Origin of the sequence: Campylobacter sp. BCW_4332, from assembly GCF_001763175.1 — a bacterium.
GTDB classification, from domain to species: domain Bacteria; phylum Campylobacterota; class Campylobacteria; order Campylobacterales; family Campylobacteraceae; genus Campylobacter_D; species Campylobacter_D jejuni.
This window is the reverse complement of record NZ_MJYF01000037.1, coordinates 89,297-115,436: the sequence shown is the minus strand read 5'-3', so window position 1 is coordinate 115,436 and position 26,140 is coordinate 89,297. Positions and strand designations below refer to the sequence as shown.

Genomic DNA, 26,140 nt, shown 5'->3' with positions numbered 1-26,140 from the left:
TTATCCTAAGAAAGTTTTATATAATAAATTAAGAGCAAAATACTCTATAATTATAGCTGAAATTATATTAATTATAAAAACAACTTTTGCACTAAAAACATGACTATATCTTGCCACCACAAAGGCTAAAGCACTTACCCAAAAAAGTATAGCCACAACAAGCCCTAAAGTCATCAAATAAGCATGATCACTACTTAAAACCACACTTGCAGCACTAAGCCAAAATCCTATCACAAAAGGATTTGAGCCATTTAAAAAAGCTCCTTTAATATAACTTTTCAAAAGACTTTCTTTAAATTCTTTATGCTCTAAATTTAAGCTTTCTTTCTTTTTTCTTAGCATCAAATACGCCATATAGGTTAAAAAACAAAAACCAAAAATCGCCAAAGAACGCATAAAAATAACATTGTCTAAAAAATTTAAAAGCCCAAATTGAAGCAAAAAAAGATAAAGCATATCTATACTAAATGCTCCAAGTCCAACAGCTATGGAATTTTTAAAAGCTTTTAGTGCATAAGTTAAAATCAAAATATTTACAGGTCCAAAAGGCACACTCACTCCAAAGCCCAAAAAAACTCCACTTAAAAAAGAATCAAACATTACCATCTTTCATAAAATTTTCTATATCAAGTGCAATTTTATCAATAGCGCTTATAATATCTTCTATATAGATTTTATCAAAATACCGCTCTAAATTCGCATCTTTTTCGTAGATATTTAAAATACTTTTTTCGCACATTGAAGCATAACGCCCTACAGGCAAAACCGCCCCACTTGTGCCTATGCTGATAAAAAGCGAAGTTTGATTTAGCAAAGAATAAAGCGTCGCATAAGCAGGAGCTTGCTCTTCAAACATAACTATATTGTGTCTTAAATTCTTGCTTTTGCATTTTGGGCATTGTTTATCTGTAATTTTTTCATAGCCTATATTAAAAATTTCTTCACATTTTAAGCAGCGAAGTTCAGGCAAAAAGCCATGCAAATGTACTACATCTTTACACCCTGCACGCTCTAGCAAATCATCTACATTTTGCGTGATGACAAAAAGATTTTTACCCCATTTTTCTTTTAATTGTGCGATTTTTTCATGAGCATGATTTGGCTTTACATTTTGAAGTTGTGCCCTTCTTGCATCGTAAAAATCAAGTACTTTTTTAGGATTTTTTCTAAAACCTGTTGCAGAGCAAACCTCCATCACATCGTATTCTTCCCAAAGTCCATCATTATCTCTAAAAGTTTTAAGCCCGCTTGGAGCAGACAAACCCGCTCCGCTTAATATCATAATGTTTTTCATAATCTCACCACCTTAGCACCAAAGCCACCTTGATTGATCGGTGCGTCATTAAAGCCTTTGACACTTTTGTGAGTTTTTAAAAACTCTCTTACCGCAAAGGCAAGCTTTCCTGTGCCTATGCCATGATAGATCAAAACCTCATCAAATCCTGCAAGCAAAGCATCTGAAATAAATTTATCAAGCCTTGAAATAGCCTCATCACTCCTAAGCCCGTGCAAATCCAAGCTAACGCTAAGATTAGTCGGTTTTACCACACTAATGCTTGTTTTTGGACTTATTTTAGGTGTAGGAGTGCTTTTTTTAAGCAGTTTTAAAGGCACACGAAGTTTGATCCCATCGCTTTCAACCATAGCATCGTTTTTAGAAATGCTTATGATTTTACCCTTAATTTTTTCATATTTTACAAAATCCCCCGCACGCAATTCTTCGTTTTGCTCCATACTTGGCAAAATGATTTCTTTTTTAAGCTCATTGGCTTTATTAAGACTTCTTTGCTTATCTTTTGTGTCTTTAAGCTGTATAGTTTTTTTAGCTTCTTCTATGGCTTTGTGAAATTTAAATTCTAAATTTCTCAAACTCGTACGAAATTCTTGTTCATTTTTTTCTTTTTGATCTTTTAAAGAAAGTAAAATTTCATCGACTTTTTGCTCTTTTTTCTCGACATTTTCAAGCTTAGCTTTTAGTTCTAATTCAAGATTGATATTTTTACCCACAAGCTCTTCTAAATTTTCTTTATCCTCGCCATAAAGCTTTTTAGCCTCGCTAACTAAATTCGGCGGAATCTGATAACGCAAAGCGGTTTCAAAGGCATAAGATTTTCCTATAGTACCTTTTAAAAACTCATATTTTGGGCGTGAAAGCTCTTCATCATATAGAGCAGCGATGAGTTCAACTTGCTCATTCTTTGCTAAAAGCATGGCAAGGCGTTTGTGGTGTGTGGTGATAATGATTTTAAGATTATTAGCTATGAGTTTTGAAATTAACACGCTATACAAACAAGCCGCTTCTTCAAAATCTGTTCCAAGCTCTATTTCATCTATACCTAAAAGCAAATTTTTCTTAGAAAAAAGTCTAGAAAAATGCAACATTCTTCCTGCAAAAGTTGAAATGTCGTTTTTAACATTTTGCGGATCTTCTATGATGGCATCAAATTCTTTAAAAGTACCGATTTTACTTTCACTTGCTTTTATATGCATAGGCAAAAGATGTTTAGCTAAAAATGCTGCGCTTAGCATGGATTTTAAAAGCATGGATTTTCCACCTGCATTTACCCCTGTGATGATTAAAACTTGTTTTTTAAATTCCAAACTCACGCTTTTTGGATTCTTTAAAGCAGGATGGGCGAAATTTTTAAGAACCAAATCCGTACTTTGATCACACAAAACAAATTCAAAATCCCTTTTTTTAGCAAGCAAAACCCTAGCACTATAATGATCAAAAAGATCAAAGGCTGTATTGATAAATTTTAAAAAAGGTAGGTTTTTTGCTAAAAAAGCTGAGAAATTTTTAGCGTATTCATAATAAATTTCTTCTTTTTGATTTTTGATTTTTTCTATATCATTTTGCAAATTTTCAACGCTTAAAGGCACGATATAAAAGCCACCGCCACTACTTCTACCTATGATTTTTGCTTTAATGGCGTGATTAAACCCACCTCTTACAAGCAAGGCTTCAAGATTGTTTATAAGATGGATTTGTGTATCGATAAGATAAGGCATCAAAGCTTTTGTGTAGCAAAATTTCTTAAACTCAGCTATTATGCTTTCATTTTTTAATCTTAAAGCAGTATTAAGATTTACAAGTCTTTCATCTAAACTTTCTTTTAATTCCCCTTTCTCATCGAAATTCAAACAAAGCTCCAAAGCTCCGCTAACAAATTCTATCTTTTGCAACCAAGAGTCTAAATTTGTTCCTAGTTTTAATTTTTTTAGCTTTTCAAAATAACGAAAAATTTTTACAAATTCAAAAATTTCATCTAAATGTAAAATTCCTTGCTTGCTTAAATGAACTAAGGCTTTATCAAGATTGCTAAGCTCTGGCATAGTAGGAAATTCCACCTCGCAAAGCTCATGTATGCGTTTAAAATGAAGATTAGAATCTCCTTGTAAAAAAATCTCCTTATCTCTTGCAAAAAGGGCTTTAAACTCTTCTAAATAGCTGTTTAAATCAAGCTTTGAGATCAATTCTTCTTTTGTATCATTCATCATTTAACCTACAATCTTTAATATCTATGATTAAAGAATTAAAACTTTGATTATTATCTTTTGAAATAAAACTTCCTGTACCAAATTCATAATTAAAATACGCCTTAGAAACATTGATATCTTTACATAAAATATTTTTATTTTGATTAAAAGCTACGATAATATCTGTTCTTAAATGACTTTTTTGTGTGTTTTCAAATTCAAAAAATACTGCTAAAACAATAAAAATCACAAGCAAAATACCAAAAAAAGGTTTAGTTTTTTTGCCTAATTTTTCACGCAAAGCAAAAGTGATTAAGGCTAAAATTAAAATAATTAAAAAATATAAAAAAACCCTACTCATTTTTTTGCCTTAATTTGTTGCTGATATCTCCTGCACCAAAACCTATAATAAGCCCTTCTTCAAAAACCTGTCCCTTGGAAGCTACTAAAAATTTACCCTCTCTTTTGATATCTTCTACAAATAAAGCCTTAGGAAAAACCGCTTTTAAATCAAGTTCTATAGGCTCTTCTCCTGCGGCATAAACAGGTAAAATTACAAGCTCATCAACACCTTCAAAAGCCTTTGCAAATTCCTTTAAATTTGTAGCCAAACGCGTGTAGCGGTGAGGTTCAAAGATAGCTGTGATTTTTTTATATCCACCTAATTTTGCGTATTCTTGTGCTGCGCTTAAAGTCGCTTTTATTTCAGTAGGATGATGACCATAATCATCGATTAAAACCAAATTTTCATCAGCATGTAAAATATCAAAACGCTTTTTAATACCTTGATAATTTTTAAGCCTAGTTCTTATCGTTTCTATATCTAAAAAATTTAGAGCCGCCAAAATCGCCAAAGACGCATCAAGAGCTAAATGATATCCCATACCAAAAACCTTAAATTCACCTAAATCTTTTAACTCAAAACTTGTAAAAGGTTTGAAATTTTCTATACACATGGTGCAGTTTTTGATATCTTTGCTCGGATAAAGCTTGATTGACTCATTTTTATAATTTTTCAAAAACTCATCTTCAGCATTAATCACGCGAATTTTAGCTGTATCTAAAAACTCCGCATAAGCATGATGGAGTTTTGAAACTTCATTACCATAATGATCTAAATGCTCTGCTTCTGCATTAGTAACTATAGCCAAATAAGGATTTGAATTTAAAAAAGAACTATCGCTCTCATCAGCTTCAAAAACAAGGTTTTGGCTTTCTTTATAAATCATATTTGAACCAAATTCTTTTAAAATCGCTCCGATGATCACAGAAGCATCATCAAGTAAAGAAGCTAAAATACTTGAAGTTGTGCTTTTTCCATGTGCTCCTGCAACTGCAAAAACACGTTTATCTTCTAAAATAAGAGGTAAGGCTTCCTTGCGTGAAAGGCATTTAATGCCTAATTCTTTAGCATGTTTAAATTCAGGATTTTCTTCTTTGATAGCGGCAGAATAAATAACTAAATCTTTGTTTAAAATATTGTCTTTATGATGAGGGATACTGACCTTAACCCCTTCTTTTTCTAGTTCTTTAGTGATTTTACTCTCTTTAAGATCACTTCCGCTAATCTTAAAACCTTTTTCTTTTAAAAATCTTGCTAAAGCGGAAATTCCTATACCGCCTATGCCGATAAAATGGATATTTTGCATCATTTAAACCTTTATACTTTAAAGGCTAAATTTTAGCACTTTTTTACTAAAAAGAAAATATAAATCCTATTTTGAAATGCCTAAACGCTCGGCTAATTGATATAAATTTAACTCTCTATAAAATTTATCAAAGTCTTTAGTATAACCATCAAGGTTAAAAGCTTTATTCATATCTTTTAAAGTATCATTACTTTCAAAATAGTACCCTTTACCGCCACTATAAATACCTTTTTTATCAATCCATACAGCATCGTTGATCCCAAATTCTAATTTCTCATCACTTGGCCTTGCTAACATATTTCTTCCGCCTACGCTTAAATACTTAACATTATTTAAACTTAAAGCATAAAGAGTTGGAAAAATATCTTTATGAGATCCTACACGATCTTTATCATAATAAATATTATCTTGTAAATCCTTAGGAATATAAAGATAAAAAGGTACACTATAAGCAAAAGCTTTTTGGGAATTTAAATCTATACTCATTTCGCGTACTCTATGATCTCCAGTTGCTGCTATAATAACACTATTCTTGAATGGACTTTGTTTTACTTTATCTAGAAATTTTCCAAATTCATTATTTGCATAAGTATAAGCTTTGATAATATTATCTTGTTTATCTTTTTCATAAGGAAGCATATTAAGTAAAGTTTGCGGAATGTTTTGTAATTTTGGCAAATCATTTTGTGGAATTTTATAAGGTGGATGATTAGAAATAGTAAGAGCAATTATAAGGGTGTTGTGTAGATTTTTTTGAAGCAAGTCATAAACTTTTTTATATAAAAACTCATCAGCTACCCCATAACCATTTTCACTATCTTTTGCTCCATTATATTCTTTCATTAAAATATTTTCATCTATAATCTCATCTACTCCCAAAATACTGAGATAATTTTTAATATTTTGCCAAGATCCATTACCTGCACTTACAAAAATCACCTTATATCCTGCTTTCTTATAAACAGCAATAGGTGTTAAATCCAAATAAGTTTTCTGAAATTTGCTTGTAGAAATATTAGAAAATGGACTTACAAAAAATAAGTTTGCAAAACTTGGTATAGTTCCATTACTAGAACTCAAAAAGCGTTTGAATAAAAAATCTTGCTTAAAATGTTTATCTAACGAACCTAAAAAATTATGTTCTGTATTTGCAAAATCAGCCAAATTAAGCCCAAAACTTTCCATTAAGTTAACAAATACACTAGGATGATTCTTTTCAGCTTTTAGATTTATAGGACTTTGATGCAAATAATCAAAAAGTTTTTCTTTAAGTTCTTGTGCTTTCAAAGGTGTGATAACCTTCAAAGCCGCTTCTTCTTTATATTGTTTTAAAGCCCAAGAAAATGCCATAATTGGATTTAACATTGTATCATTTACAACACTATATTCACTAAAAGAATAATTTTGCACATTTATAGCCACATGCTTAAAGGGACCCCTTAAGGCTATAACATAAACAATAATTAATATTAAATTTAAAGCTATTAAGGGAAATAATCTTAAATTAACAGGTTTTAGCTTTAAATTTAATATTTTCAAATTTAAAAAAAATACAAAAACTCCAAAAATCAACATTAAAGCTAAAATTTTTAAAATTGGATAATCATGATAAATAATACTTAAAATAGTTTTTGTATTATCATCTTTTAGAGTAAACATAAAAATATCAAATTTAGTCTTGTAAATTTCGTAATAATAGTATTTTGCATAAGAAAATCCTATACAAAGACAAGAAAGAACAATTATATAAACGCTTGAAAAAATGAAATAAAAATTTTTACTATATATTACTAACTTATTATTTATTTTTATATTAGAAAAAATTAAACTTAAAAAACCACAAAGCAAGAATGGTAAAAACGCTGCGCTTAAAAATCTTATATCATGAAAAACACCCAAAAGATACATTAAAAAGATTTCATTTTTATCACTAATTAAACCTGTAGGGATGAAAGAATTTTGCATTAAAATACGATTAATGGCAAAAGTTACTATAAATAATACGCTAAAAATAAAAATTTGAAGTAAAATTTTTCTCATATTTACCTTCTTTAAAAATTCTTAAGAATTTTATCAAAACCCCAAAGTTTTCTTGCTTCATCACTTTTTTTAGGCTCTATAATAAGCATTTCTTCTTCAGAACCTAATTTACTTTCTATCTCGCCAAAAGCATTGATCAACAAAGTATCGCCGTAAAAATTCCATTCATCTTTTGTTTTGCCTATGCGATTGACTCTTAAAATGCTAGTGGAATTTAAAAACGCTCTTGTTTTTAAAAGTTCTTCCCATCTTTGTTTACTTTCAAAGGTACAAGCACTAGGAACGATAACCAAATCAATTTTTTTCGCCATAATCTGCTGCCAAAAAATATCAAAATGCGTCTCAAAACCAAAAAGTAAAGCACATTTTAATTTTTCATAATTAAAAGTAAAAATTTTTAATTCTGATGGAGTTTTGTTGCTGAAAAATTTTTCTTCATTCCAATGTTCATAAGGCATTAAAATTTGCTGTTCATAACTTTTAACACCATTTGGAGTCACTTTTAAGCAAAGTTTTTTATAACTTTTAGCTTCAACGCTTACATAAGGAGCGATGATTTCTAATTCGTATTTTTTAGCAAGTTTAATCAAGCTTTCTTTTTTAGCTTCACTTTGTTCTTTTATCATATTTTTTGGCATATGCAAAAGTTCTGTAAAAAAACTGTTGATCACATATTCGCCCAAAACTACTAAATTTGCCCCATTGTCTTTTGAAGCTTTGAGATAATAATCAAGCCTTGATTCACTTAAAGCTAAAGTTGGAAACTGTAAAGCCGCTATTTTACTCATCGATTTGCTCCACTTCTAATTTTGCTTTTTCAAGCTCAAGTCTTGCTTTTTTGATACTTTCTAAACCCTCTTTGTAAATTTTTACACTTTCATCTAAGGCAAGCTCTTGATTGTTTAATTTTTCCAAAGATTCATTAGCGTGTTTTAAATTTTCTTCAAAACTCATTGATGATTGACCTTGTAATTTGGTGCTTCATGAGTGATAGTAACATCATGTACATGACTTTCTTTAAGCCCTGCGGTAGTAATTTCAACAAATTCAGCCCTTTTTTGAAAATCTTCTATATCTTTAGCTCCAACATAACCCATAGAAGAACGCAAACCTCCTAAAAGTTGATGCACCACGCTTCTTATACTTCCCACATAAGGAACACGCCCTTCTATACCTTCAGGAACGAGTTTATCTTGAGCGGTACCTTGCTGAAAATATCTATCTGAACTTCCCTTTTGCATAGCCCCAAGCGAACCCATACCACGATAAGACTTATATTGTCTTCCTTGATAAGTAAAAAGCTCTCCTGGACTCTCATCTGTTCCAGCTAAAAGCGATCCTATCATAACGGAACTCGCACCTACAGCTAAAGCTTTTGCAATATCACCTGAATATTTAATCCCGCCATCAGCTATCACAGGAACGCCAAATTTATTTGCTTCTTCCACGCACTCATCAATGGCTGAAATTTGAGGCACACCCACACCTGAAACAATACGTGTAGTACAAATACTTCCTGGCCCAATACCTACTTTAACCGCATCCACCCCTGCTTCGCAAAGTGCTTTTGCTGCGGCTGCAGTAGCGATATTTCCTGCGATAAGATCTAAATTTGGATATTTGGTTTTAATCGCTTTTACTGTATCAATAATACCCTTAGAATGTCCATGCGCAGAATCAAGCACAACAACATCAACGCCAGCTTCAACTAAAGCATCCACACGATCCATTTGCCCTACTCCTATAGCCGCACCCACGCGTAATCTTCCAAAATTATCTTTATTGGCATCAGGATATTCTTTGCGTTTTTTAAGATCTTTTATAGTGATAAGTCCTTCCAAGCGTCCTTGTTCATCAACTATAGGAAGTTTTTCTACTTTGTTGGTACTGAAAATTTTTTCCGCATCATCTAAAGTACAACCCTTTGGAGTAGTGATTAAAGGCATTTTAGTCATAACATTTTCAACCAAATTTGAAAAATCGCTCTCAAATCTTAAATCACGATTGGTAAGTATGCCTATTAGTTTCTTATCTTCATCTACTACAGGAACACCTGAAATTCTATACTCTGCCATAATTTCTAAAGCCTCCGCAACACTTGCCTTAGGACTTACAAAAATAGGATCGATAATCACCCCACTTTCGCTTTTTTTCACTCTTTTTACTTCTCTAACCTGTGAAGCTATATCCATATTTTTATGAATCACTCCAAGCCCTCCAAGTCTTGCCATCATGATAGCAGCTCTGTGTTCAGTAACAGTATCCATAGCCGCAGAGATTAAAGGCATATTTAAAGTGATATTTTTTGTTAGTTTAGTGTGAATTTTTACTTCCTTAGGTAGAACTTCAGAATACCCAGGACGCAATAATACATCTTCAAAAGTTAAAGCTCTTTTTACAATTTTCATCTTTCATCCTTAATTTTTAATCATTTGTTCTAAACTTAAAGCCCCGTCTAACAAGGTTTGTTCATCATAAGCTTTGCAAATCAGTTGTGCTGATATATTAAGCCCTTTTTTATCTTTTGCAACAGGCACACTAATGCCTCCAAGCCCTGCTAAATTTACAGAGATAGTATAAACATCTTCTAAATAAGTTTGCATAGGGCTTTTTTGAGTATCAAATTTAAAAGCCGTTGTAGGAGTTACAGGCATAAAAATAAGATCACAATCTTGCAAAATTTCTTCATATTTTGCCTTGATAAAAGCTCTAGCTTTTTGCGCTTTGATATAATACGCATCATAATATCCACTGCTTAAAACAAAAGTTCCTAACAAAATTCTTCTTTTTACTTCTTCGCCAAAACCTTCGCTGCGTGTATTTACATACATTTCTTTTAAATTTTGGATATTTTCAGAACGCTTACCATAACGCACCCCATCATAGCGGCTTAAATTTGCACTTGCTTCAGCTGTTGCGATGATATAATACGCTGCGATATCAAACTTAGAATCAAGCAAATTTTTATATACAATCTCATGTCCATTAGCTTTTAACATATCTATGGTTTTTAAAAGTGCGTTTTTTACTTCACTATCTGCATCATTGACATAATTTTCAATCACTGCGATTTTTAATTTTTTATTTGCATTTAAATTTGGAACGGTTTTGATAAACTCGATATTTGCACTTGTGCTATCCATTTTGTCATATCCTGCAATCGCATCATATAAAATTGCCGCATCTTCTACATTTTGCGTTAAAACCCCGATTTGATCCAAACTTGAAGAATAAGAAGCTAAGCCATAGCGACTCACTCTTCCATAACTCGGTTTAAATCCTACACAACCACAAAAAGCCGCAGGTTGGCGTACAGATCCACCTGTATCAGAACCCAAACTTGCCAAAGCCAAGCCACCCGCTACCGCAGCAGCACTTCCACCACTTGACCCACCTGGAACACGCTCAAAATTTAAAGGATTTAAAGTTTTTCCATAACAAGAACTCGCTGTTGAACTTCCCATAGCAAATTCATCCATATTGCAACGCCCAAAAGGAGAAAAACCATTAGCTTTTAAATTAACAATCGCACTTGCATCATAAGGAGCAATATAACCTTGTAAAATCTTACTCGCACTAGTAAGCTCCCAGCCCTTTACGCTGATATTATCTTTTATAGCTACAGGCACACCTTCACCTGAAACACTTAAGTCTTTATCTAAAAATTGTTCAATATAAGCACCTAATTTTTTTTCTTTTTTTGCTTTTTCATTGAGTTCTTTTTTTAAATTTTCAAGTTCTTCTTTGGAGTATTTTAAAGCTTCTTTTAAAGTTATCATTTATTTTCCTTTGTTTTTTTGATCAAAAATACTGCTAAAGCACTAAAAGCCAAAACCACCGCTATAGTTGTGATGATAATACTATTTGGAATCGGATTTTCTAGCATTGAACTCCTTTTAAAACTTCTTCACATCTTAAACAAGGTGTTTCTTCATTTTTACTTTGAAGTTTCCAACATCTTGGGCATTTACAAAGTGAAGCTTTGGTGATTTTAAATTTCTCATTCTCTACTTCAAATTCAGCCAAAATTTCTTCATTTTCATTGCTGATTTGACTTACCATAAACCAATCGGCTAATTCCTCATTTGGGAATTTATTAAAACTGATGTTTAAATTTAATTCCAAAGTAGATTTAATGATTTTATCTTTTTTAAGCATATCAATTTGTTCAAAAAATTTCTCTCTAGCACTCATTAAAAATGTATCATCTATACCAAAATCATAATCAAAATCCTGAGTTAAACTTAGATCAAATACATCTTTTGCATCGCCTTTGATTAAAACATTAGCATGTTCTAAAGCCTCATCTACACTATAGCTTAAATTTGGAGCAAGTAAATTTAAAAGCTCTTTTGCTATCAAAGCCATAGCCACTTGAGCAGATTTTCTTCTTTGAGCATTTTCGCTATCACAATAAAGTCTATCTTTACTGATATCAAGATAAATCCCACTTAAATCCGCACTTAAAAAATTTAAAAGCAAACTAAAACCTTTAGCAAATTCATAAGCAAAAAATGCTTCTTTACTTGCTTTAAAAACTTTGGTTGCACGACTTAATATCCATTTATCAATAAAACTAAATTCTTTAACTTCTAAATCTTTTAAATCATTGGTATTAGCAAGTAAAAATCTTATAGTGTTTCTTATTTTGCGGTATTGTTCGCCCACTTGTTTTAAGATATTGTCTGAAATTTTTAAATCACTTGAATAATCACTTAAAAGTATCCAAAGTCTTAAAATTTCAACTCCATAGGTTTTTGCTACATATTCAGGAGCGATCACGTTGCCTTTAGATTTAGACATTTTTTGCCCTTTTTCATCGGTGGTAAAACCATGAGTTAAAATGCTTTCATAAGGTGCGCTTTCATTGATCGCTGTACCTACAAGCAAAGAGCTTTGAAACCAACCCCGATGCTGATCGCTTCCTTCTAAATACATACTTGCTCTTTTTTCTCCTGCGTCATAAAGTCCGCTATTTAAAACTGCATTAAAAGTACTTCCGCTATCAAACCAAACATCTAAAATATCATATACTTTTTCTAAATTTTCAGCTTTGTATTTTGAATTTGTAGGAATTAAATCTTTGATTTCAAACTCCCACCACGCATCAGCACCGTGTTTTTCAAAAATAGCTGCTACAAAGTCAAAAAGTTCATCATCAAAAATCACTTCTTTAGTGTTTTTATCTCTAAAAAAGGCTATAGGCGTTCCCCAGTCCCTTTGTCTTGAAATACACCAATCTGGGCGATTTTCCACCATAGAACCTATTCTTTTTACCCCACTTTGCGGATAAAAGGTTGTTTTTAAAAGTTGTTCTTTTGCACACTCTCTTAAAGTTTTTCCTTGAAGTTTTGGTTCATCCATTAAAATAAACCATTGTTTAGTAGCTCTATAAATCACAGGCTTATGCGTTCTCCAACAAAATGGATAAGAGTGTATAAATTTAGAAGAATGTAAAAGTTTTTCGCCTAAAAGTTCTAAAATTTTTTCATTGGCCTTAAAAATATGAAGACCTATAAACTCTTCAAGCAAATGAGAAGGCAAAAGCCCTTTAGCTCTTAAAGTTTCATCATAACATCCACTATCATCAACAGGCATTAAAACTTCAATACCGTATTTCAAACAAGCATAGTAATCATCTTCGCCATGTCCTGGTGCAGTATGTACAAGTCCACTTCCACCATCCATCAATACATGCTCGCCCATAATTAAAACAGATTTTCTTCCATTTAAAGGATTGATAGCTTCAAGTTTTTCAAATTCTTTTGCGTTGAGTTCTTTTTGAATTTCTCCACTTGTAAGTCCTTTTTCTACCATGCTTTTAAGCAAAGCACTTGCAAAAATCAAACCTTCTTTAGTGATCACATAATTTTCGTTAGGATTTAAGGCTATAGCTTGATTAGCCACCAAAGTCCAAGGCGTAGTTGTCCATATCACTGCGCTTGCTTTTGAAACGCCTAATTTTTCGCAAGCTTTTACATCTAAATCAAAAGCCACAAAGATAGAATAATCTTCTTTATCTTGATACTCTACTTCAGCTTCCGCTAAAGCTGACCTTGCCGCCCAACTCCAAAAAACAGGTTTAGAACGCTCACAAAGTAAGCCTTTTTTAGCAATCTCGCATAAAGTTCTATAAATCGCTGCTTCAAACTCAAATTTCATAGTCAAATAAGGCTTATCCCAATCCGCAATAATGCCTAAATTTTTAAATTCTTCTCTTTGGATATCTACAAATTCACTCGCATGTTGTCTGCAAAACTCACGAATTTCTTTCTTGCTTAAGCTTTTTTTCTTTTCTCCAAGCTTTACTTCTACTTGTTGTTCTATAGGTAAACCATGACAATCCCACCCTGGAGTAAAACGCACACTCTCACCTTTAAAATAATGCGTTTTGATAATAGTTTCTTTTAAAATTTTATTTAAAGCATGTCCTATATGAATATGTCCGTTAGCATAAGGGGGGCCATCGTGCAAGGTAAAACTTTTTTTCGCATTTTTGCGATTTTCTTTCATTTTTTCATAAGCATAATTTTGCTCAAACCATTTTTTAAATCTTTGCGGTTCAAGTTCCGCTAAATTCGCCCGCATAGCAAAAGTAGTGCTGGGCAAAAGTAGAGTTTCTTTGTAGTCCATTTTTTCCACCTAATTTTTAATAATCTTAAATTCTACTCAAATTAGCTTTAATTTCTACTTTGTTTTTGGCTATAATTATAAGAAAAAAAGGAAAATTTATGAAACATTTGCTTTATCTTATAGGAGATGAGCTTACTATAAACGAAAAATTCAAAAATTATATTTATAGAACTTATGAAGAAAAATTTAAAGAAATTAACGAAATTCGCATACAAAATAAAACCGATAAAGATTTACCCTTTTTGCTTGAAAACCTCTTAAATCAGTATGATTTTATCACTTTATTTACAAGCCCTTTGCATTATGCGACTGTTGCTAAAATTTTAGCAACTTTAAATGATGATAATCTTATCTTAAAAGATGATACCTTGGTTCCAGATAAAGCAGAATTTAGTAAAAATAGCTTTGTGTGTAATTTTTCAAATTCAAAAATCAATGTCGTTAAAATAAATCCAAGCGAAAAATTACCCAATCTTCTTGGGCATATAAAATTAAATTTTGCATATTTTTGCATTTTTGGCATGGATGATGAAAGCGCTATATTACTACTGCAAACCCTAACAAAATCTTATGAGATAAGCATAAAATCAACCAAGCTTTTAGATAATCTTGTGCTTATTAAGGCCACTTGCGCTAATTTTGGAAAACTTGATGGTTTTTTAAATAGCGTAAAAAATCTTTTTGGACAAAAGGTGTTTTTAGGTAAAGATCCTATACATTTTATAAGCTCTAAACTTTTAGAAAAAAAATTAAAAATTTCTTTTGCTGAAAGTTGCACAGGCGGACTTTGTGCAAGCACCTTAACCAAAATTTCAGGTGTAAGTGAAATTTTCGAAGGATCTATTATAAGTTATTCCAACCGCATCAAACACGAATGGCTTGGAATTAGCGAAAGCGTCTTAGAAAATAATGGCGAATACAGTGAACGTTGTGTTTATTTTATGCTAAAAGGTATTTTTAAAACAGCTAATCCTGATTTTGCCTTAGCTATTAGCGGAGTAGTTGGCGAAAAAGATGAGGGAAAAATAAAATCGGGCACTATTTATATAGGTGCAATGTTTAGAGATGGAACTTTTATCCAAGAAACGCTTTATTTAGATGGAGATCGTGAATTTATGCAAGAACAAGCTGTTTTGGCAACTTTTTGCCTACTTTTAAAATTAAAACCTGAGATTTTTGAAATTTAAGGGATTTAAACAATGAAAGAAATTAAGCTAAAAGAAGACTTGGAAAAAATTTATCCCTTGATAAAACAATTAAGAAATAACCTATCTTTGAAAGATTTTTTAGACAAATTCCAACTTGCTACACAAACTCAACATTATAAACTTTTTGCCTATGAAAATGAGGGAAGCTACAAAGCAGCTTGTGGAGTCATGCCTTTTAATGTACTTTATCATAACCATTGTCTTTATATTTGTGATTTTGTCGTAGATGAAGCTTTAAGAGGAAAAGGTATAGGTCAAGCTTTTTTGAAAAAAATCCAAATTTGGGCAAAAGATCAAGGATATGAAGAATTAGAACTAAGTTCAAGTTTTTTTAGAACACAAGCTCATGAATTTTATATCCAAAAAATGGGTTTTGAAAAATCCGGTTTTGTTTTTAAGAAAAATATCAAACTATAATATTTTTTGATTAAGCTTTGCATTTTATAATTAATATTATTATTTTTTGATTTTAAGGAATAAAATGAATTTTAAAGAACTAATTTCAAAACGCAGAGCTTGTAAACTTTTTAATGATAAAAAAATCAATAAAAAGGATTTGCATTTTATCTTAGAAAGTGGAGTCTTAGCCCCAAGCTCACATGGATTTGAGCCTTGGAAATTTGTAGTATTGGAACAAAAAGAACACAATCTTAAACTCTCAACCCTATGTTACAATCAACAAAATGTAGCAAGTGCGAGTCATAATATCATTTTTCTAGCAAGAAAAGATCTCCAAAGCAAAGATGAATTTGTACAAAAACAAGTGCGTCGTTTCTCAGGTTCTAGCGAAGAAAATTTTCAAAAAATTTTAGAAATTTACACCCATAAAACCAATGCAATGAATGATAATGAACTCTATCATTACGCACAACTTCAATGCTATCTTGCTATGATGCAAATGTCGCTAGCTGCAATGAGCTTGGGTATTGATTCTTGTATGATAGGTGGATTTGAAAAAGCTAAGATTGATAATTTTCTTAATTTAACTTATCCTTTTGAAACTGCTGTAATTTTATCCTTAGGATATAAAGCCCACGAACCAAAATATTCTACTCAACGCTTAAATTTTAATGAAGTCGTCGAATTTTACAAGGAAAAATAATGAAAAAAGAACTTGAAATTTTTAGCACAAGATATTCTTGTAGAAATTTTAAAAATGAAAAACTCAATAAAGAGGATTTAAATTCTATTTTAGAAATAGCAAGATTAAGCCCCAGCTCCTTAGGACTGGAACCTTGGAAATTTATAGCAGTGCAAGATGAAAAAAGAAAAGAAGAACTTTCTAAAATTTGCAACCAACAAAAACATGTAAAAGATTGTGCTGCATTAATTATCATCATTTCAAGACTTGATTTTTTAGATTATTTTGAAGAAAAACTTAGAAAAAGAGATATGAGTGAAACAGAAATTCAAAAACGCTTACATACTTATATGCCTTTTTTAAAATCTCTAAATCAAGAACAAAAAATATCTTATGCAAGAGAACAAGCTCATATAGCTCTAGCTAGCATACTTTACAGTGCTAATGCTTTAAATATAGCAAGCTGCACTATAGGTGGTTTTGATAAAGAAAAGCTTGATTCTTATTTATCACTTGATATTCAAAAAGAAAGATCAAGTTTGGTGGTGGCTTTAGGATATTGCAACGATGAAAAAAATCCTCAAAAAAATCGTTTTAGTTTTGATGAAGTTGTAAAATTTATTTAAATTTTGCTTAAAAGCAAAATTTAAATAAAAATAAACTGATTCTTTTTTGTATTTTTACTAAGTCTTTGCTTAAATTTTATACAATTTTGATTATAATTTTACATTTAATTTCACAAGGCTTGTTATGAATTTACCCAATATCTTGGCGATTTTTAGAATGGTTTTAGCACCTTTATTATTTTTTTTACTAATTCATAAATTTGAAAATATTCATCAAAGTTGGATTAACTATTTTGCTGCTTTAACTTTTTCATTAGCGGCTTTAAGTGATTTTTTTGATGGATACATCGCAAGAACTTGGAAGCAAACTACAAAACTGGGTGGAATCTTAGATCCATTAGCTGATAAAATGCTTGTATTAGCAGCTTTTTTAGGGCTTTTACTTACAGGAAAAGCTAATGAATGGGTAATTTATATTATACTAGTAAGGGAATTTTTTATCACAGGTTTTAGAGTTGTGATGATTAGCGAAAATTTAAATGTCAATGCTTCTTTTGCAGGCAAACTTAAAACCGCTTTTCAAATGACTGCGATAGGATTTTTAATCATGGAGTGGATAGGCGGAGGAATTCTACTTTACATAGCTTTGATTTTAACTCTTTATTCTGGATTTGAATACATCTATACTTATACAAAAGCTCAAAAAAAAGGAGAAAAATGAGATCTTTATTGTTTTTAATTGTTATTTTGATTTTGGGAATTAAATTTTATTCTATTGAATTTTTAGCAACTGTTTTAGTCATCTCATTTTTAATCTTCTTTCACGAATTAGGACATTTTTTAGCTGCAAGATCTTTGGGTGTAAAAGTTGAAGTCTTTAGCATAGGATTTGGAAAAAGTCTTATAGAACGTGAATTTAAAGGCACAAACTATCGCTTAAGCGCTTTACCACTTGGAGGATATGTTAAACTTAAAGGACAAGATGATATGCGTCCTGGTTTTGAAAATCTAGACAAAGATAGCTATAGTATTTTAAGTCCTTTAAAAAAGATTTATATTCTTTTTGCTGGACCATTTTTTAACCTGATTTTAGCTTTTTTTCTTTATATTGTCATAGGAAATTTAGGTCTAAGCAAACTTGCTCCGCAAATAGGAAGCATAGCGCCAAACTCTGCTGCACAAGACATAGGACTTCAAAAAAATGATACTATCTTAGAAATTAACGGTATAAGAATTCAAAGCTTTGATGAAATTTCAAAGCATTTAAGTTTAGAGCCTTTGAAAATATTAATCGATAGAGAAGGAAAAAATTTAGAATTTATTTTAACTCCAAAAATAGGACAAGGATATAATGACTTTGGACAAATCGTTGAAAAACCTCAACTTGGAGTCAGTCCAAATGGGGTAAGCACTCTTGTAAAACACCAAGGTTTAGAAAGTTTTAAATATGCCTCACAAGAAAGTTTTCAAGCTTCCACACTTATCATCAAGGGTATTGTAAAACTCATAAGTGGTGAAGTTGAAGCAAAAAATTTAGGCGGTATTATCACCATGACTGAAATTACCTCAAAGGCTGCACAAAATAGCTTTACTTTACTTTTATTTATCACTGCTTTAATTTCTATAAATTTAGGCATTTTAAATCTTTTACCTATTCCTATGCTTGATGGAGGACATATACTTTTTAATATTTATGAAATGATTTTTAGACGCAAAGTTCCACAGCGTGCTTTTGAATATTTAAGCTATACAGGCATGGCAATACTTTTAAGTCTAATGCTCTTTGCAACTTATAATGATATATCAAGGATTATAGGTGAATAAAAAATTTTCCTACCCTATTCCAAATTTTACTGATAGAAGAAAAAGTATAATCTTTTGGCGCTATTTGCGTTTTCAAGCAAGAAAAATTTTATATTTTCCTCAAGTAAGACTTCTAGAAAAAACGCTTAATGAAGAAAAAAATAAACATTTAAAAGACTTTTTCTCTCAAAGACCCTATGCTTGTTACAATGCTACAAGAAGATTTTGCGATAAAAGTTTTAAAGCAAATGAACGCGTTAAAACACTTATTTATGATGTTGATAAGGGACTTGCTTGTTTTAAATTTCTTCCCGAAGAACAAATAATTTTTTCTTTTGATGAAGATTTTGAGCTTTTTTTAGGATATAACTATAATGTTTGCGAAGAAGGTTTTTGGGCTTTTTCTTTAAAATTTAAAAAATACACAATCTTACAATGTAATTTTTGCTTTACTTTAGAAAACAATCTTCTACTTTCTTGTATACAAGGGTATAAATACAAAGATTTTAATATTTTAGAAATTAATAAAATTTTAACTAAAAAATGTCATGGTTTGCGCCCTGTTGCTTTACTTATAGAATGCTCTAAGATGCTTTGTGAAATTTTAAAACTTCAAGCTACTTTAGGTGTACATGAAAAAAATCAAATCCGCTCTCAAAAAGGAAAGGAAAAAGGCTATTTTGTAGATTATCAAAAAATTTGGCTAGAAAATGGTGGAGAATTAATAAAAATCAATAAACACAAATACTATAAACTCCACCACTCTCAAAAAAACCTAGAAGAAATCCCTTCGCAAAAACGCTCCATGTATAAAAAACGTTTTGCTATGCTTGAAAATATTAAACAAAATTTATTTCAAATTTTATCTAAATAATACTTTTTAAATATTCTACACTTTTCTCACAACCTTTTTTTTGAAGTTTTAAAAGCCTCTCTAAGCATTCTTGAGATACTTCTTGAGGATAATAATACTGCATAGCTTTTAAATCTTCAAACAAAGCTTTTTCTATCTTAAAAGCCCCTTTGCCTAATTCTTTAACCTCACCTGTTCCTTTTTCTCTTTTAAAAGTCGCACAATAAGGATAACATTGCTCTACATTAATACGGTCAAGTCCTTCTTTTTTAAGAATTTCTACACAAGTTTTAATGTCTAAATTTCCTTCTCCCAAAGGAACGCCGCAAACATATTCTACACCCTCTTCAATGAAAACTATATGATCCTTACAATGCGTGCTAAAAGTATATTTAGCCATGTCTTTGCAAGCTTTTATAGGATCTTCATAGGCCATCATGGAATTTCCAAAATCATATAAAAATCCTATTTTAGGATGATTGATCAATTTCAACAAATCAAGCAAATCCTCTGAAGTTTGATACTCATGATTTTCTATAGCAAGTTTTAAATCATATTTTTCCAAAATCGGTATCAAAGCTTTTATTTCATCTTTTGTAGCTAAAAAATCTTCTTTATCGAATCTAGCAGTAATTTTAGAATCATCATAAGCCCCATCGCTAGCATGTTTAACCTTTTTATTTTTATCGGTTAAGGGCACATAAGAGCGTATAATTTTAGCGCCTAAAATAGAAGCTGCTTTAGCAATTTTTTCAAATTTATCCCTATTAAAACCCTTAGAGTCAATCTCACAATACATATTGTATTCATCCAATTTGGCTTTAATTTTTTTAAGATGATTTTCGTCATCGCTTCCTAAGCATCCCCATTCTTCATCCAAACCAAAGTCTTTAATGATATTTATAATCACACCCTCACAGCCCAAATTTTTAGCAAAATCGATATAAGAAAATATATCCATCCTGCCATTTTGAAACCATAAATGCATGCTTTCAGTTTCTAAACCTATTTTCATGATGCCACTCCTTTTAATGCTTTTTTTCTAGCTATCATCTTAAGAAAATCGTAGTTACAATCACACCACAAATAGCAAAAATCCCCATTAACACAAAAACAATTTGATAGCCTAATAAACCCTTAAAACGATCGATCATAAAACCATAAAGTGCAAAACAAAAAAGTTGTGGAGAATAACCAAAAATACAAGCTATACTCATAGCAGCTCCACTAATTTCCCTAGGTATTTCTATCTCATCCACAGGAGCAAAAAATGTTGCACGCATAGTAAAAACAAGAGCGGCAAAACCTAAGGTTAAACTCATACCAAAATAAATATTTAATTTCTCATGGGGCATAAAAACAAAAATTAATATGGCCAAGGCTGCTAAAATCAAAGCGAAACGCAAATATCTTGTTGAAGATTTAAAGGTTTTATCTGCTAAATATCCCCCAATTGGTCCACCTACTAATTTTAAAGTGTATTGATTGATAATACCATAAGCACCGACCAAAACCACAGGCATACCATAAATATCTTTTAAAAATGGAATAAAATAAGTCAAACCACAATACACAGAATAAATAGTAAAAATAGTCAAAGATACCACCCAAATTTCAGGAGTTTTAATCGCTTTAATAACTCCATTCCAAGCAGCTTTGTTTCTGCTGATTTCATTTCCTTGTTCATCTTGGGTTTTGATTTTGTCATCTTCAAGTAGAAAATATGCCAAAATACCTGCTATAATTACACAAGCACTATAAAATAATATAGCGGCCTTAAGTCCACCTGCGCCAGAACCTAAAAGTAAAAAAATTCCCAAAGCACTAAAAGCAACTATAGTATCTATAACTCCACGCCCTGCTTCCAAAAATCCAAAAAGTCTCCCTTGCTGAGTAGAATCTCCAAGCAAGCGAATGGCTTTAAGCAAAACAGGCCAATACACAACTTCTCCAAATAAAGAAAGCAAACCCCAAGCTATTAAAATTCCATAAAAAGAAGGAAAAGTAGAAATATAAATTCCAACCAAACCCACGCAAACCAATGAAAAAGGAATAAGTATTTTTTTAGAAAATCTATCTGCTATATAAATAGATGCAAAATTTCCTACCGTTTGCACTATGCCATAAACTGAAAGTGCAAGTCCAATTTGTGTATTGCTAAGATTCATAAATTCTTGCATAGGCACATAAAAAGCATCTTTTAAAGAGGAAAGTTTAAAAACAGTTCCCCCACCAATAACTAAAACAATAAAAGTAAACCAACGAATAGGTTTTGTACTATTCATATCCACCCTCCTTTTTAATAATTCGCAACTTAAATTAATTATATCACGGATTAAGATAAAAGGTTAAAATTCACCTTTAAATTATAAACAGGTAATTACAAAAAGTTACAACACTTATTGAAGTATAAATTAAGTATATTTTGATATAATCTAGTCTTGCTTTATGCAAAATCCTTGCTCATAAAATGGGCTTTAATATCCATAAGGAGAAAAGATGAAACATTATGAGGTTTTATTTATCTTAAAACCAACACTTACCGAAGAGGAAGTGAATGCGAAGTTGGAATTCGTTAAAGAAGTCCTAACCAAAAATGGTGCAGAAATTGAAACTGTTGTTCCAATGGGCACTAGAAAATTAGCGTATAAAATCAAAAAATACGAAAGAGGAACTTATTTTGTGATTTATTTCAAAGCTCCTACAAACTTGATTGCTGAGCTTGAAAGGGTGTTAAGAATCACTGAAGAAGTAATAAGATTTTTAATCGTAAAATATGAAAATAAAAAAGAAATTGCAGCTTGGGAAAAACTAAGCCACGGGATTAAGCAATCTAAAAAAGAAATCAAACCTTTAGATGCTCCTGAAATTCAATAAGGAAAAAGATGTTTAACAAAGTTGTTTTGGTTGGAAATCTTACACGTGATATAGAAATGCGTTATGCACAAAGCGGTAGTGCTATTGGAGCTTCCGCTATAGCAGTAACAAGAAGATTTACCACAAATGGAGAAAAAAGAGAAGAAACTTGCTTTATTGATATAAGCTTTTATGGTCGCACCGCAGAAGTTGCAAACCAATACCTTACAAAAGGTTCAAAAGTACTCATAGAAGGACGTTTGAGATTTGAACAATGGAGTGATCAAAATGGACAAAATCGCTCTAAACATAGCATTCAAGTTGAAAATATGGAAATGCTTGGCAATTCCAATGCTCCACAACAAGGCGGAAATTTTGGCAATAATAGCTTTTCAAACAACAATTATAGTGGAAACTATGAAAATCAAAGCTATGATCCTTATATGAGTGAAAATCAAAATTTTAATAAAGCAAAAGCAAACCCTGCTCCACAAAGAAACCAAAACCCACAACACGAAGAAAAATTAAAAGAAATTGATATCGATGCTTATGATAGCGATGATACTAATTTACCATTTTAAAGGATAAACTATGGCAGAAAAAAGAAAATACTCTCGCAAATATTGCAAATACACTGAAGCAAAAGTTGAATTTATTGATTATAAAGATACAGCAATGTTAAAACATGCTTTATCTGAAAGATTTAAAATCATGCCACGCCGTTTAACAGGTACAAGCAAAAAATACCAAGAAATGGTAGAAGTTGCAATCAAACGTGCAAGACATGTAGCTCTTATCCCTTATATAGTAGATAGAAAAGAAGTAATCAATAATCCTTTTGAAGGACTATAATCTTTTAAAAGCAAACTTGTAAAAAGTTTGCTTTCTTATACATTTATTCTCAAAATAAAATTAAACCAAAGTATATTCTAAAACATCACTAAAAGTATCAACAGCAATGATTTCCATATTGTCTCTAACCTCACTAGGAATATCTTTTAAATCCCTTTCGTAATTTTTTCTTGGGATTAAAGCTGTTTTTATATCTGCTTTATAAGCTGCAATTAATTTTTCTTTTAATCCGCCTATTGGTAAAACTTTTCCTTTTAAATCTATTTCACCTGTCATTGCAACATCTGCTTTAACCTTTTTATCACTAAAAATAGAAGCAATAGCTGTGCTTATCGTAATGCCTGCACTTGGGCCATCTTTTGGAGTAGCTCCATCTGGCACATGTATATGAATATTATAACTATCATAAACATTAACTTTAGGATCGATAATTATTTTTTTAGGTATTTTTATTTTTCCTTCATCGATTAAAACTTTTATCATGCTAAAAGCAATTCTAGCTGATTCTTTCATTACATCACCCAAACTTCCCGTGAGCGTTAATTCTCCTTTACCTTTAATTTTTACAGCCTCTACTTTTAAAACATCTCCACCTACACTTGTCCAAGCCAAACCATTAACCTGACCTACTTGATTTTCTCCATTATTTTTTTCTATTTCAAAAACTTTTTTATCTAAAAATTCATTCAAATTTTTTGTATTAATAATGACTTTTTTAATATTTTCTAAAAGTAGTTTTTTAGCACTCTTACGACACAACTCTGCCACTTTGCGACGCAAATTTCTAACTCCTGATTCACGAGTATAATCACTAATGATTAACTCTATAGTTTCATCATCAATAGATAATTCATTGGATTTTAAGCCATGTTTTTTAAGCTCATCTGGAATTAAATATTTTTTCATTATATGAAATTTTTCACTTGGAGTATAAGAGCTAAGTTCTATAAATTCCATTCTATCTCTTAAAGGTGCAGGAATATTGCTAATATCATTTGCCGTTGCTATAAAAATGACTTTACTTAAATCAATATTAAAATTTAAATAATAATCCCTAAATTTAGAATTTTGCTCTGGATCTAAAATTTCTAAAAGCACCGCACTTGGATCTCCTCTAAAACTGCGATTTAATTTATCAATTTCATCCAATACAATTACAGGATTAATTTGTTTTGCCTCTATAAGTCCTTGGGTAATACGTCCAGGCATAGCGCCTATATAAGTTCTACGATGACCACGCAGCTCATTAACATCTTCAAGTCCGCCTAAGGCTATACGAATAAGCTCTCTTTTTAAAGCTTTTGAAACAGAATTTGCCAGTGAAGTTTTACCCACGCCAGGAGGCCCATAAAGACAAAGTATAACTTTAGCACCATCTTTTTCTGCTATTTTTCTTTTTTCTAAAAGCTCCCTAACTGCAAAATATTCTTCTATGCGTTCTTTTGGCTTATTTAATGCATAATGATCATGGTTGAGCTGTTTTGAAACTTCTTTAATATCAAGTTTTTTCTTAGAAATTTTTTCAAAAGGAACATCTAATGCTGTTTCTATGTAAGTTTGAATCATCGATGCCTCGGAATTATCTTGATGAATGCGTTCGAATTTTTCAATTTGTTTTTTGATTTCTTTATAAGCGTCTTCGTGCATAAATTTCTTCTTTAACTCCAGACGCTTTTGATATTCTCTAACCTCATCTTCTTTTTGTGTATCAGAACCAAGCTCTTTTTGAATTTGTCTTAATTGTTCTTTTAAAAAATATTCTTTATTTACCTTGTCAATACGAGAATGTACTTTGTTTTTAATTTCTTTTTGAATTTTATTGGCTTCTATTTCTTGAACAATTAAATCTATTAATTTTACTAATTTTTGCTCAAGATCTGTTAAAACAAAAAACTCATAAGCAACTTGTTTTTTAATACGCACAGTATTTAAAATCAAATCACAAATCCTAGATGCATCAAAACCTTCTTCAATTGTTCTTAAAAGATCCGGAGAAAAATAATGACTAATATTTGCCAAATTTTTTACCTTCTCTTTTAAAACTTCAAGAAGTGCTTCTTTTTTAGTTCCTTCTAAAAAGTCTTCTTTTATAAGTTCTATCTTGGCTTCTAAAGGTTTATTAGAAATTTGCTCTATAATTTTACCCTTAGCATATCCTTGAAAAAGTATTTTCACCCTTCCATCAGGTAAAGGAACTTTTCGCATGATAGTCCCAATCACTCCACAATTATAAATTTCATCAAAATTTCTTCCATTTTCCAACCTTGAAGGCGCAACAAAAAGCATACTATCATTTTTAATCGCAAGATCTAAAGCTTTCATATTGGATGAATCGTTAATAAAAATAGGAGTTATCATAAAAGGATATAAAAATAATTCATCTTCAACCAATACTGGTAAATTTGCTGGATAATTTTGTATCTCTTCAATCTGCATTTATTTTCCTTGTTTATTAAAATCTTTCAAATATACTTCTATACCAAGGAAGCTCAGGTTTGATAATACTTTGCTGATAAAATTCACTTTCTTGAAGTCTTTGTTTATAAATTTGTGCACTTTCATCATGCCCTATGCGCTGGTATAGATTTTCTATAGTACTATTAAGATAAAAAACCGCTAAATTAAATTTTGTAAGCATTGTCTGAACCAAAGGTTCATATTCTGTATAAGGATAATCTTTCAAAAAAGTATCTATTTCTTTTTGGCTTTCAAGCATTAAAGCCTGATTACGATTTGGCACTGCAAATGCATCAAATTTTGCTTTAATTTTAAGATAGCGAATATAATCAGCATTGCGTGAATTTCCAAATTTTTTATTATATTCATCTAAATAAAATTCAGCTAACTTATATTCCTCTTCATCCATATGAGCTTGTGCTAAAATAATTAAAGTAGTTTCCAATAAAGGATCGGCAATGTGCTCACTTGCCATGCCATTATAATGATCATCGGCTTTTTCCAAATCCTTGTCCTGTAAATCTTTAATAATTTGCTTATACCACTCACTAGCACTAAGATTGTATAAACCTTCATCATTTTTCGTACTACACGCATTAAAAAAAACACTTAAAAAAACCAATAAAAAAATACCTTTTTTCATACTTCACCTTGATTTATAT

General features: G+C 31.0%; 25 protein-coding genes and 1 pseudogene. 10 read left to right on the top strand and 16 right to left on the bottom strand.

Going from position 1 to position 26,140, the window contains the following annotated elements:
- From AJN64_RS03740 to ileS, 12 genes are all read right to left on the bottom strand, one after another.
- A complete protein-coding gene (locus AJN64_RS03740; protein WP_002861777.1) occupies positions 1-600 on the bottom strand; it encodes a LysE family translocator in 600 nt (199 codons plus the stop codon).
- Positions 593-1,294, bottom strand: a complete 702-nt coding sequence (locus AJN64_RS03735) for an SIR2 family NAD-dependent protein deacylase (RefSeq protein WP_002921448.1) — start codon at positions 1,292-1,294, stop codon at positions 593-595. Before AJN64_RS03735 ends, AJN64_RS03740 begins: the two co-directional genes overlap by 8 nt.
- Complete coding sequence (locus AJN64_RS03730; protein ID WP_083271912.1) at positions 1,291-3,501, bottom strand: endonuclease MutS2; 2,211 nt, start codon at positions 3,499-3,501, stop codon at positions 1,291-1,293. Before AJN64_RS03730 ends, AJN64_RS03735 begins: the two co-directional genes overlap by 4 nt.
- Positions 3,491-3,841 (bottom strand): membrane protein, encoded by a 351-nt coding sequence (locus AJN64_RS03725; protein ID WP_002869116.1) that lies wholly within the window; start codon positions 3,839-3,841, stop codon positions 3,491-3,493. Before AJN64_RS03725 ends, AJN64_RS03730 begins: the two co-directional genes overlap by 11 nt.
- Entirely contained in the window at positions 3,834-5,132 is a 1,299-nt protein-coding gene (gene murC / locus AJN64_RS03720; RefSeq protein ID WP_079264292.1) for a UDP-N-acetylmuramate--L-alanine ligase, read from the bottom strand. The genes AJN64_RS03725 and murC overlap by 8 nt, the downstream gene beginning before the upstream one ends.
- Positions 5,133-5,195: 63 nt before the next feature.
- Positions 5,196-7,169, bottom strand: a complete 1,974-nt coding sequence (locus tag AJN64_RS03715) for an LTA synthase family protein (protein WP_070288233.1) — start codon at positions 7,167-7,169, stop codon at positions 5,196-5,198.
- Positions 7,170-7,180: 11 nt separating this feature from the next.
- Positions 7,181-7,957 (bottom strand): carbon-nitrogen hydrolase family protein, encoded by a 777-nt coding sequence (locus AJN64_RS03710; protein WP_070292703.1) that lies wholly within the window; start codon positions 7,955-7,957, stop codon positions 7,181-7,183.
- Positions 7,950-8,123: an exodeoxyribonuclease VII small subunit gene (gene xseB / locus AJN64_RS03705; RefSeq protein ID WP_002853034.1), complete on the bottom strand. Its 174-nt coding sequence runs from the start codon at positions 8,121-8,123 to the stop codon at positions 7,950-7,952. Before xseB ends, AJN64_RS03710 begins: the two co-directional genes overlap by 8 nt.
- On the bottom strand, positions 8,120-9,577 hold the full coding sequence (gene guaB, locus AJN64_RS03700; RefSeq protein WP_002921420.1) for an IMP dehydrogenase: 1,458 nt from the start codon (positions 9,575-9,577) through the stop codon (positions 8,120-8,122). The genes xseB and guaB overlap by 4 nt, the downstream gene beginning before the upstream one ends.
- Before the next feature lie 9 nt (positions 9,578-9,586).
- The gene (gene gatA / locus AJN64_RS03695) at positions 9,587-10,948 is read right to left on the bottom strand and encodes an Asp-tRNA(Asn)/Glu-tRNA(Gln) amidotransferase subunit GatA (protein ID WP_070292702.1); all 1,362 of its coding nucleotides are present in this window, start codon (positions 10,946-10,948) and stop codon (positions 9,587-9,589) included.
- Complete coding sequence (locus AJN64_RS03690; protein ID WP_002869114.1) at positions 10,945-11,055, bottom strand: membrane protein; 111 nt, start codon at positions 11,053-11,055, stop codon at positions 10,945-10,947. Before AJN64_RS03690 ends, gatA begins: the two co-directional genes overlap by 4 nt.
- On the bottom strand, positions 11,049-13,802 hold the full coding sequence (ileS, locus tag AJN64_RS03685) for an isoleucine--tRNA ligase (protein WP_070292701.1): 2,754 nt from the start codon (positions 13,800-13,802) through the stop codon (positions 11,049-11,051). Before ileS ends, AJN64_RS03690 begins: the two co-directional genes overlap by 7 nt.
- A gap of 98 nt (positions 13,803-13,900) precedes the next feature.
- On the opposite strand from ileS, the gene AJN64_RS03680 reads away from it, so the two are divergent.
- The 7 genes from AJN64_RS03680 (at position 13,901) to AJN64_RS03650 (ending at position 19,334) form a co-directional block, all read left to right on the top strand.
- Positions 13,901-14,989, top strand: a complete 1,089-nt coding sequence (locus tag AJN64_RS03680) for a CinA family protein (RefSeq protein ID WP_002861788.1) — start codon at positions 13,901-13,903, stop codon at positions 14,987-14,989.
- A 12-nt stretch (positions 14,990-15,001) separates the two neighbouring features.
- Positions 15,002-15,427 carry a GNAT family N-acetyltransferase gene (locus AJN64_RS03675; RefSeq protein WP_002921415.1) on the top strand — a complete coding sequence of 142 codons (426 nt, stop codon included), beginning with the start codon at positions 15,002-15,004 and terminating at the stop codon, positions 15,425-15,427.
- Between the two features lie 64 nt (positions 15,428-15,491).
- Positions 15,492-16,112 carry an NAD(P)H-dependent oxidoreductase gene (locus AJN64_RS03670; RefSeq protein ID WP_070292700.1) on the top strand — a complete coding sequence of 207 codons (621 nt, stop codon included), beginning with the start codon at positions 15,492-15,494 and terminating at the stop codon, positions 16,110-16,112.
- On the top strand, positions 16,112-16,717 hold the full coding sequence (locus tag AJN64_RS03665) for an NAD(P)H-dependent oxidoreductase (protein WP_002921411.1): 606 nt from the start codon (positions 16,112-16,114) through the stop codon (positions 16,715-16,717). The genes AJN64_RS03670 and AJN64_RS03665 overlap by 1 nt, the downstream gene beginning before the upstream one ends.
- Positions 16,718-16,841: 124 nt before the next feature.
- On the top strand, positions 16,842-17,378 hold the full coding sequence (pgsA, locus tag AJN64_RS03660; protein WP_002921409.1) for a CDP-diacylglycerol--glycerol-3-phosphate 3-phosphatidyltransferase: 537 nt from the start codon (positions 16,842-16,844) through the stop codon (positions 17,376-17,378).
- Positions 17,375-18,481: an RIP metalloprotease RseP gene (gene rseP, locus AJN64_RS03655; RefSeq protein ID WP_070292699.1), complete on the top strand. Its 1,107-nt coding sequence runs from the start codon at positions 17,375-17,377 to the stop codon at positions 18,479-18,481. Before pgsA ends, rseP begins: the two co-directional genes overlap by 4 nt.
- Positions 18,474-19,334, top strand: a complete 861-nt coding sequence (locus AJN64_RS03650; protein WP_002921400.1) for a VirK family antimicrobial peptide resistance protein — start codon at positions 18,474-18,476, stop codon at positions 19,332-19,334. Before rseP ends, AJN64_RS03650 begins: the two co-directional genes overlap by 8 nt.
- Here AJN64_RS03650 and AJN64_RS03645 read toward each other — a convergent pair.
- Together AJN64_RS03645 and AJN64_RS03640 are read right to left on the bottom strand one after the other, a co-directional pair.
- Complete coding sequence (locus tag AJN64_RS03645; RefSeq protein ID WP_070292698.1) at positions 19,327-20,328, bottom strand: sugar phosphate isomerase/epimerase family protein; 1,002 nt, start codon at positions 20,326-20,328, stop codon at positions 19,327-19,329. The genes AJN64_RS03650 and AJN64_RS03645 overlap by 8 nt on opposite strands.
- Positions 20,325-21,598, bottom strand: a pseudogene (locus AJN64_RS03640) (MFS transporter). The gene AJN64_RS03645 and the pseudogene AJN64_RS03640 overlap by 4 nt, the downstream one beginning before the upstream one ends.
- A gap of 214 nt (positions 21,599-21,812) precedes the next feature.
- Here AJN64_RS03640 and rpsF point away from each other — a divergent pair.
- The 3 genes from rpsF to rpsR are packed head-to-tail and all read left to right on the top strand — an operon-like array spanning position 21,813 to position 23,021.
- A complete protein-coding gene (gene rpsF, locus AJN64_RS03635; protein WP_002812868.1) occupies positions 21,813-22,190 on the top strand; it encodes a 30S ribosomal protein S6 in 378 nt (125 codons plus the stop codon).
- Positions 22,191-22,198: 8 nt separating this feature from the next.
- Positions 22,199-22,750, top strand: coding sequence for a single-stranded DNA-binding protein (locus AJN64_RS03630; RefSeq protein WP_002921394.1), 552 nt, complete (start codon positions 22,199-22,201; stop codon positions 22,748-22,750).
- A gap of 10 nt (positions 22,751-22,760) precedes the next feature.
- Positions 22,761-23,021 carry a 30S ribosomal protein S18 gene (rpsR, locus tag AJN64_RS03625; protein WP_002853032.1) on the top strand — a complete coding sequence of 87 codons (261 nt, stop codon included), beginning with the start codon at positions 22,761-22,763 and terminating at the stop codon, positions 23,019-23,021.
- Between the two features lie 60 nt (positions 23,022-23,081).
- On the opposite strand, the gene lon is transcribed toward rpsR, so the two are convergent.
- Both lon and bamD read right to left on the bottom strand, forming a co-directional pair.
- Positions 23,082-25,457 carry an endopeptidase La gene (lon, locus tag AJN64_RS03620; protein ID WP_070292697.1) on the bottom strand — a complete coding sequence of 792 codons (2,376 nt, stop codon included), beginning with the start codon at positions 25,455-25,457 and terminating at the stop codon, positions 23,082-23,084.
- A gap of 16 nt (positions 25,458-25,473) precedes the next feature.
- Positions 25,474-26,121: an outer membrane protein assembly factor BamD gene (gene bamD, locus AJN64_RS03615; RefSeq protein WP_002861799.1), complete on the bottom strand. Its 648-nt coding sequence runs from the start codon at positions 26,119-26,121 to the stop codon at positions 25,474-25,476.
- Between the last annotated feature and the right edge of the window lie 19 nt (positions 26,122-26,140).

Excerpts from the sequence above, each read along its gene's own strand:
- murC (WP_079264292.1), bottom strand. The coding sequence starts at position 5,132 with ATGATGCAAAATATCCATTTTATCGGCATAGGCGGTATAGGAATTTCC.
- AJN64_RS03645 (WP_070292698.1), bottom strand. The coding sequence starts at position 20,328 with ATGAAAATAGGTTTAGAAACTGAAAGCATGCATTTATGGTTTCAAAAT.
- gatA (WP_070292702.1), bottom strand. The coding sequence starts at position 10,948 with ATGATAACTTTAAAAGAAGCTTTAAAATACTCCAAAGAAGAACTTGAA.
- pgsA (WP_002921409.1), top strand. The coding sequence starts at position 16,842 with ATGAATTTACCCAATATCTTGGCGATTTTTAGAATGGTTTTAGCACCT.
- AJN64_RS03690 (WP_002869114.1), bottom strand. The coding sequence starts at position 11,055 with ATGCTAGAAAATCCGATTCCAAATAGTATTATCATCACAACTATAGCG.
- ileS (WP_070292701.1), bottom strand. The coding sequence starts at position 13,802 with ATGGACTACAAAGAAACTCTACTTTTGCCCAGCACTACTTTTGCTATG.
- lon (WP_070292697.1), bottom strand. The coding sequence starts at position 25,457 with ATGCAGATTGAAGAGATACAAAATTATCCAGCAAATTTACCAGTATTG.
- AJN64_RS03665 (WP_002921411.1), top strand. The coding sequence starts at position 16,112 with ATGAAAAAAGAACTTGAAATTTTTAGCACAAGATATTCTTGTAGAAAT.
- AJN64_RS03730 (WP_083271912.1), bottom strand. The coding sequence starts at position 3,501 with ATGATGAATGATACAAAAGAAGAATTGATCTCAAAGCTTGATTTAAAC.
- AJN64_RS03680 (WP_002861788.1), top strand. The coding sequence starts at position 13,901 with ATGAAACATTTGCTTTATCTTATAGGAGATGAGCTTACTATAAACGAA.
- xseB (WP_002853034.1), bottom strand. The coding sequence starts at position 8,123 with ATGAGTTTTGAAGAAAATTTAAAACACGCTAATGAATCTTTGGAAAAA.
- AJN64_RS03740 (WP_002861777.1), bottom strand. The coding sequence starts at position 600 with ATGTTTGATTCTTTTTTAAGTGGAGTTTTTTTGGGCTTTGGAGTGAGT.
- AJN64_RS03675 (WP_002921415.1), top strand. The coding sequence starts at position 15,002 with ATGAAAGAAATTAAGCTAAAAGAAGACTTGGAAAAAATTTATCCCTTG.
- AJN64_RS03670 (WP_070292700.1), top strand. The coding sequence starts at position 15,492 with ATGAATTTTAAAGAACTAATTTCAAAACGCAGAGCTTGTAAACTTTTT.
- AJN64_RS03710 (WP_070292703.1), bottom strand. The coding sequence starts at position 7,957 with ATGAGTAAAATAGCGGCTTTACAGTTTCCAACTTTAGCTTTAAGTGAA.
- AJN64_RS03735 (WP_002921448.1), bottom strand. The coding sequence starts at position 1,294 with ATGAAAAACATTATGATATTAAGCGGAGCGGGTTTGTCTGCTCCAAGC.
- guaB (WP_002921420.1), bottom strand. The coding sequence starts at position 9,577 with ATGAAAATTGTAAAAAGAGCTTTAACTTTTGAAGATGTATTATTGCGT.
- rpsF (WP_002812868.1), top strand. The coding sequence starts at position 21,813 with ATGAAACATTATGAGGTTTTATTTATCTTAAAACCAACACTTACCGAA.
- rseP (WP_070292699.1), top strand. The coding sequence starts at position 17,375 with ATGAGATCTTTATTGTTTTTAATTGTTATTTTGATTTTGGGAATTAAA.
- AJN64_RS03725 (WP_002869116.1), bottom strand. The coding sequence starts at position 3,841 with ATGAGTAGGGTTTTTTTATATTTTTTAATTATTTTAATTTTAGCCTTA.
- bamD (WP_002861799.1), bottom strand. The coding sequence starts at position 26,121 with ATGAAAAAAGGTATTTTTTTATTGGTTTTTTTAAGTGTTTTTTTTAAT.
- rpsR (WP_002853032.1), top strand. The coding sequence starts at position 22,761 with ATGGCAGAAAAAAGAAAATACTCTCGCAAATATTGCAAATACACTGAA.
- AJN64_RS03630 (WP_002921394.1), top strand. The coding sequence starts at position 22,199 with ATGTTTAACAAAGTTGTTTTGGTTGGAAATCTTACACGTGATATAGAA.
- AJN64_RS03715 (WP_070288233.1), bottom strand. The coding sequence starts at position 7,169 with ATGAGAAAAATTTTACTTCAAATTTTTATTTTTAGCGTATTATTTATA.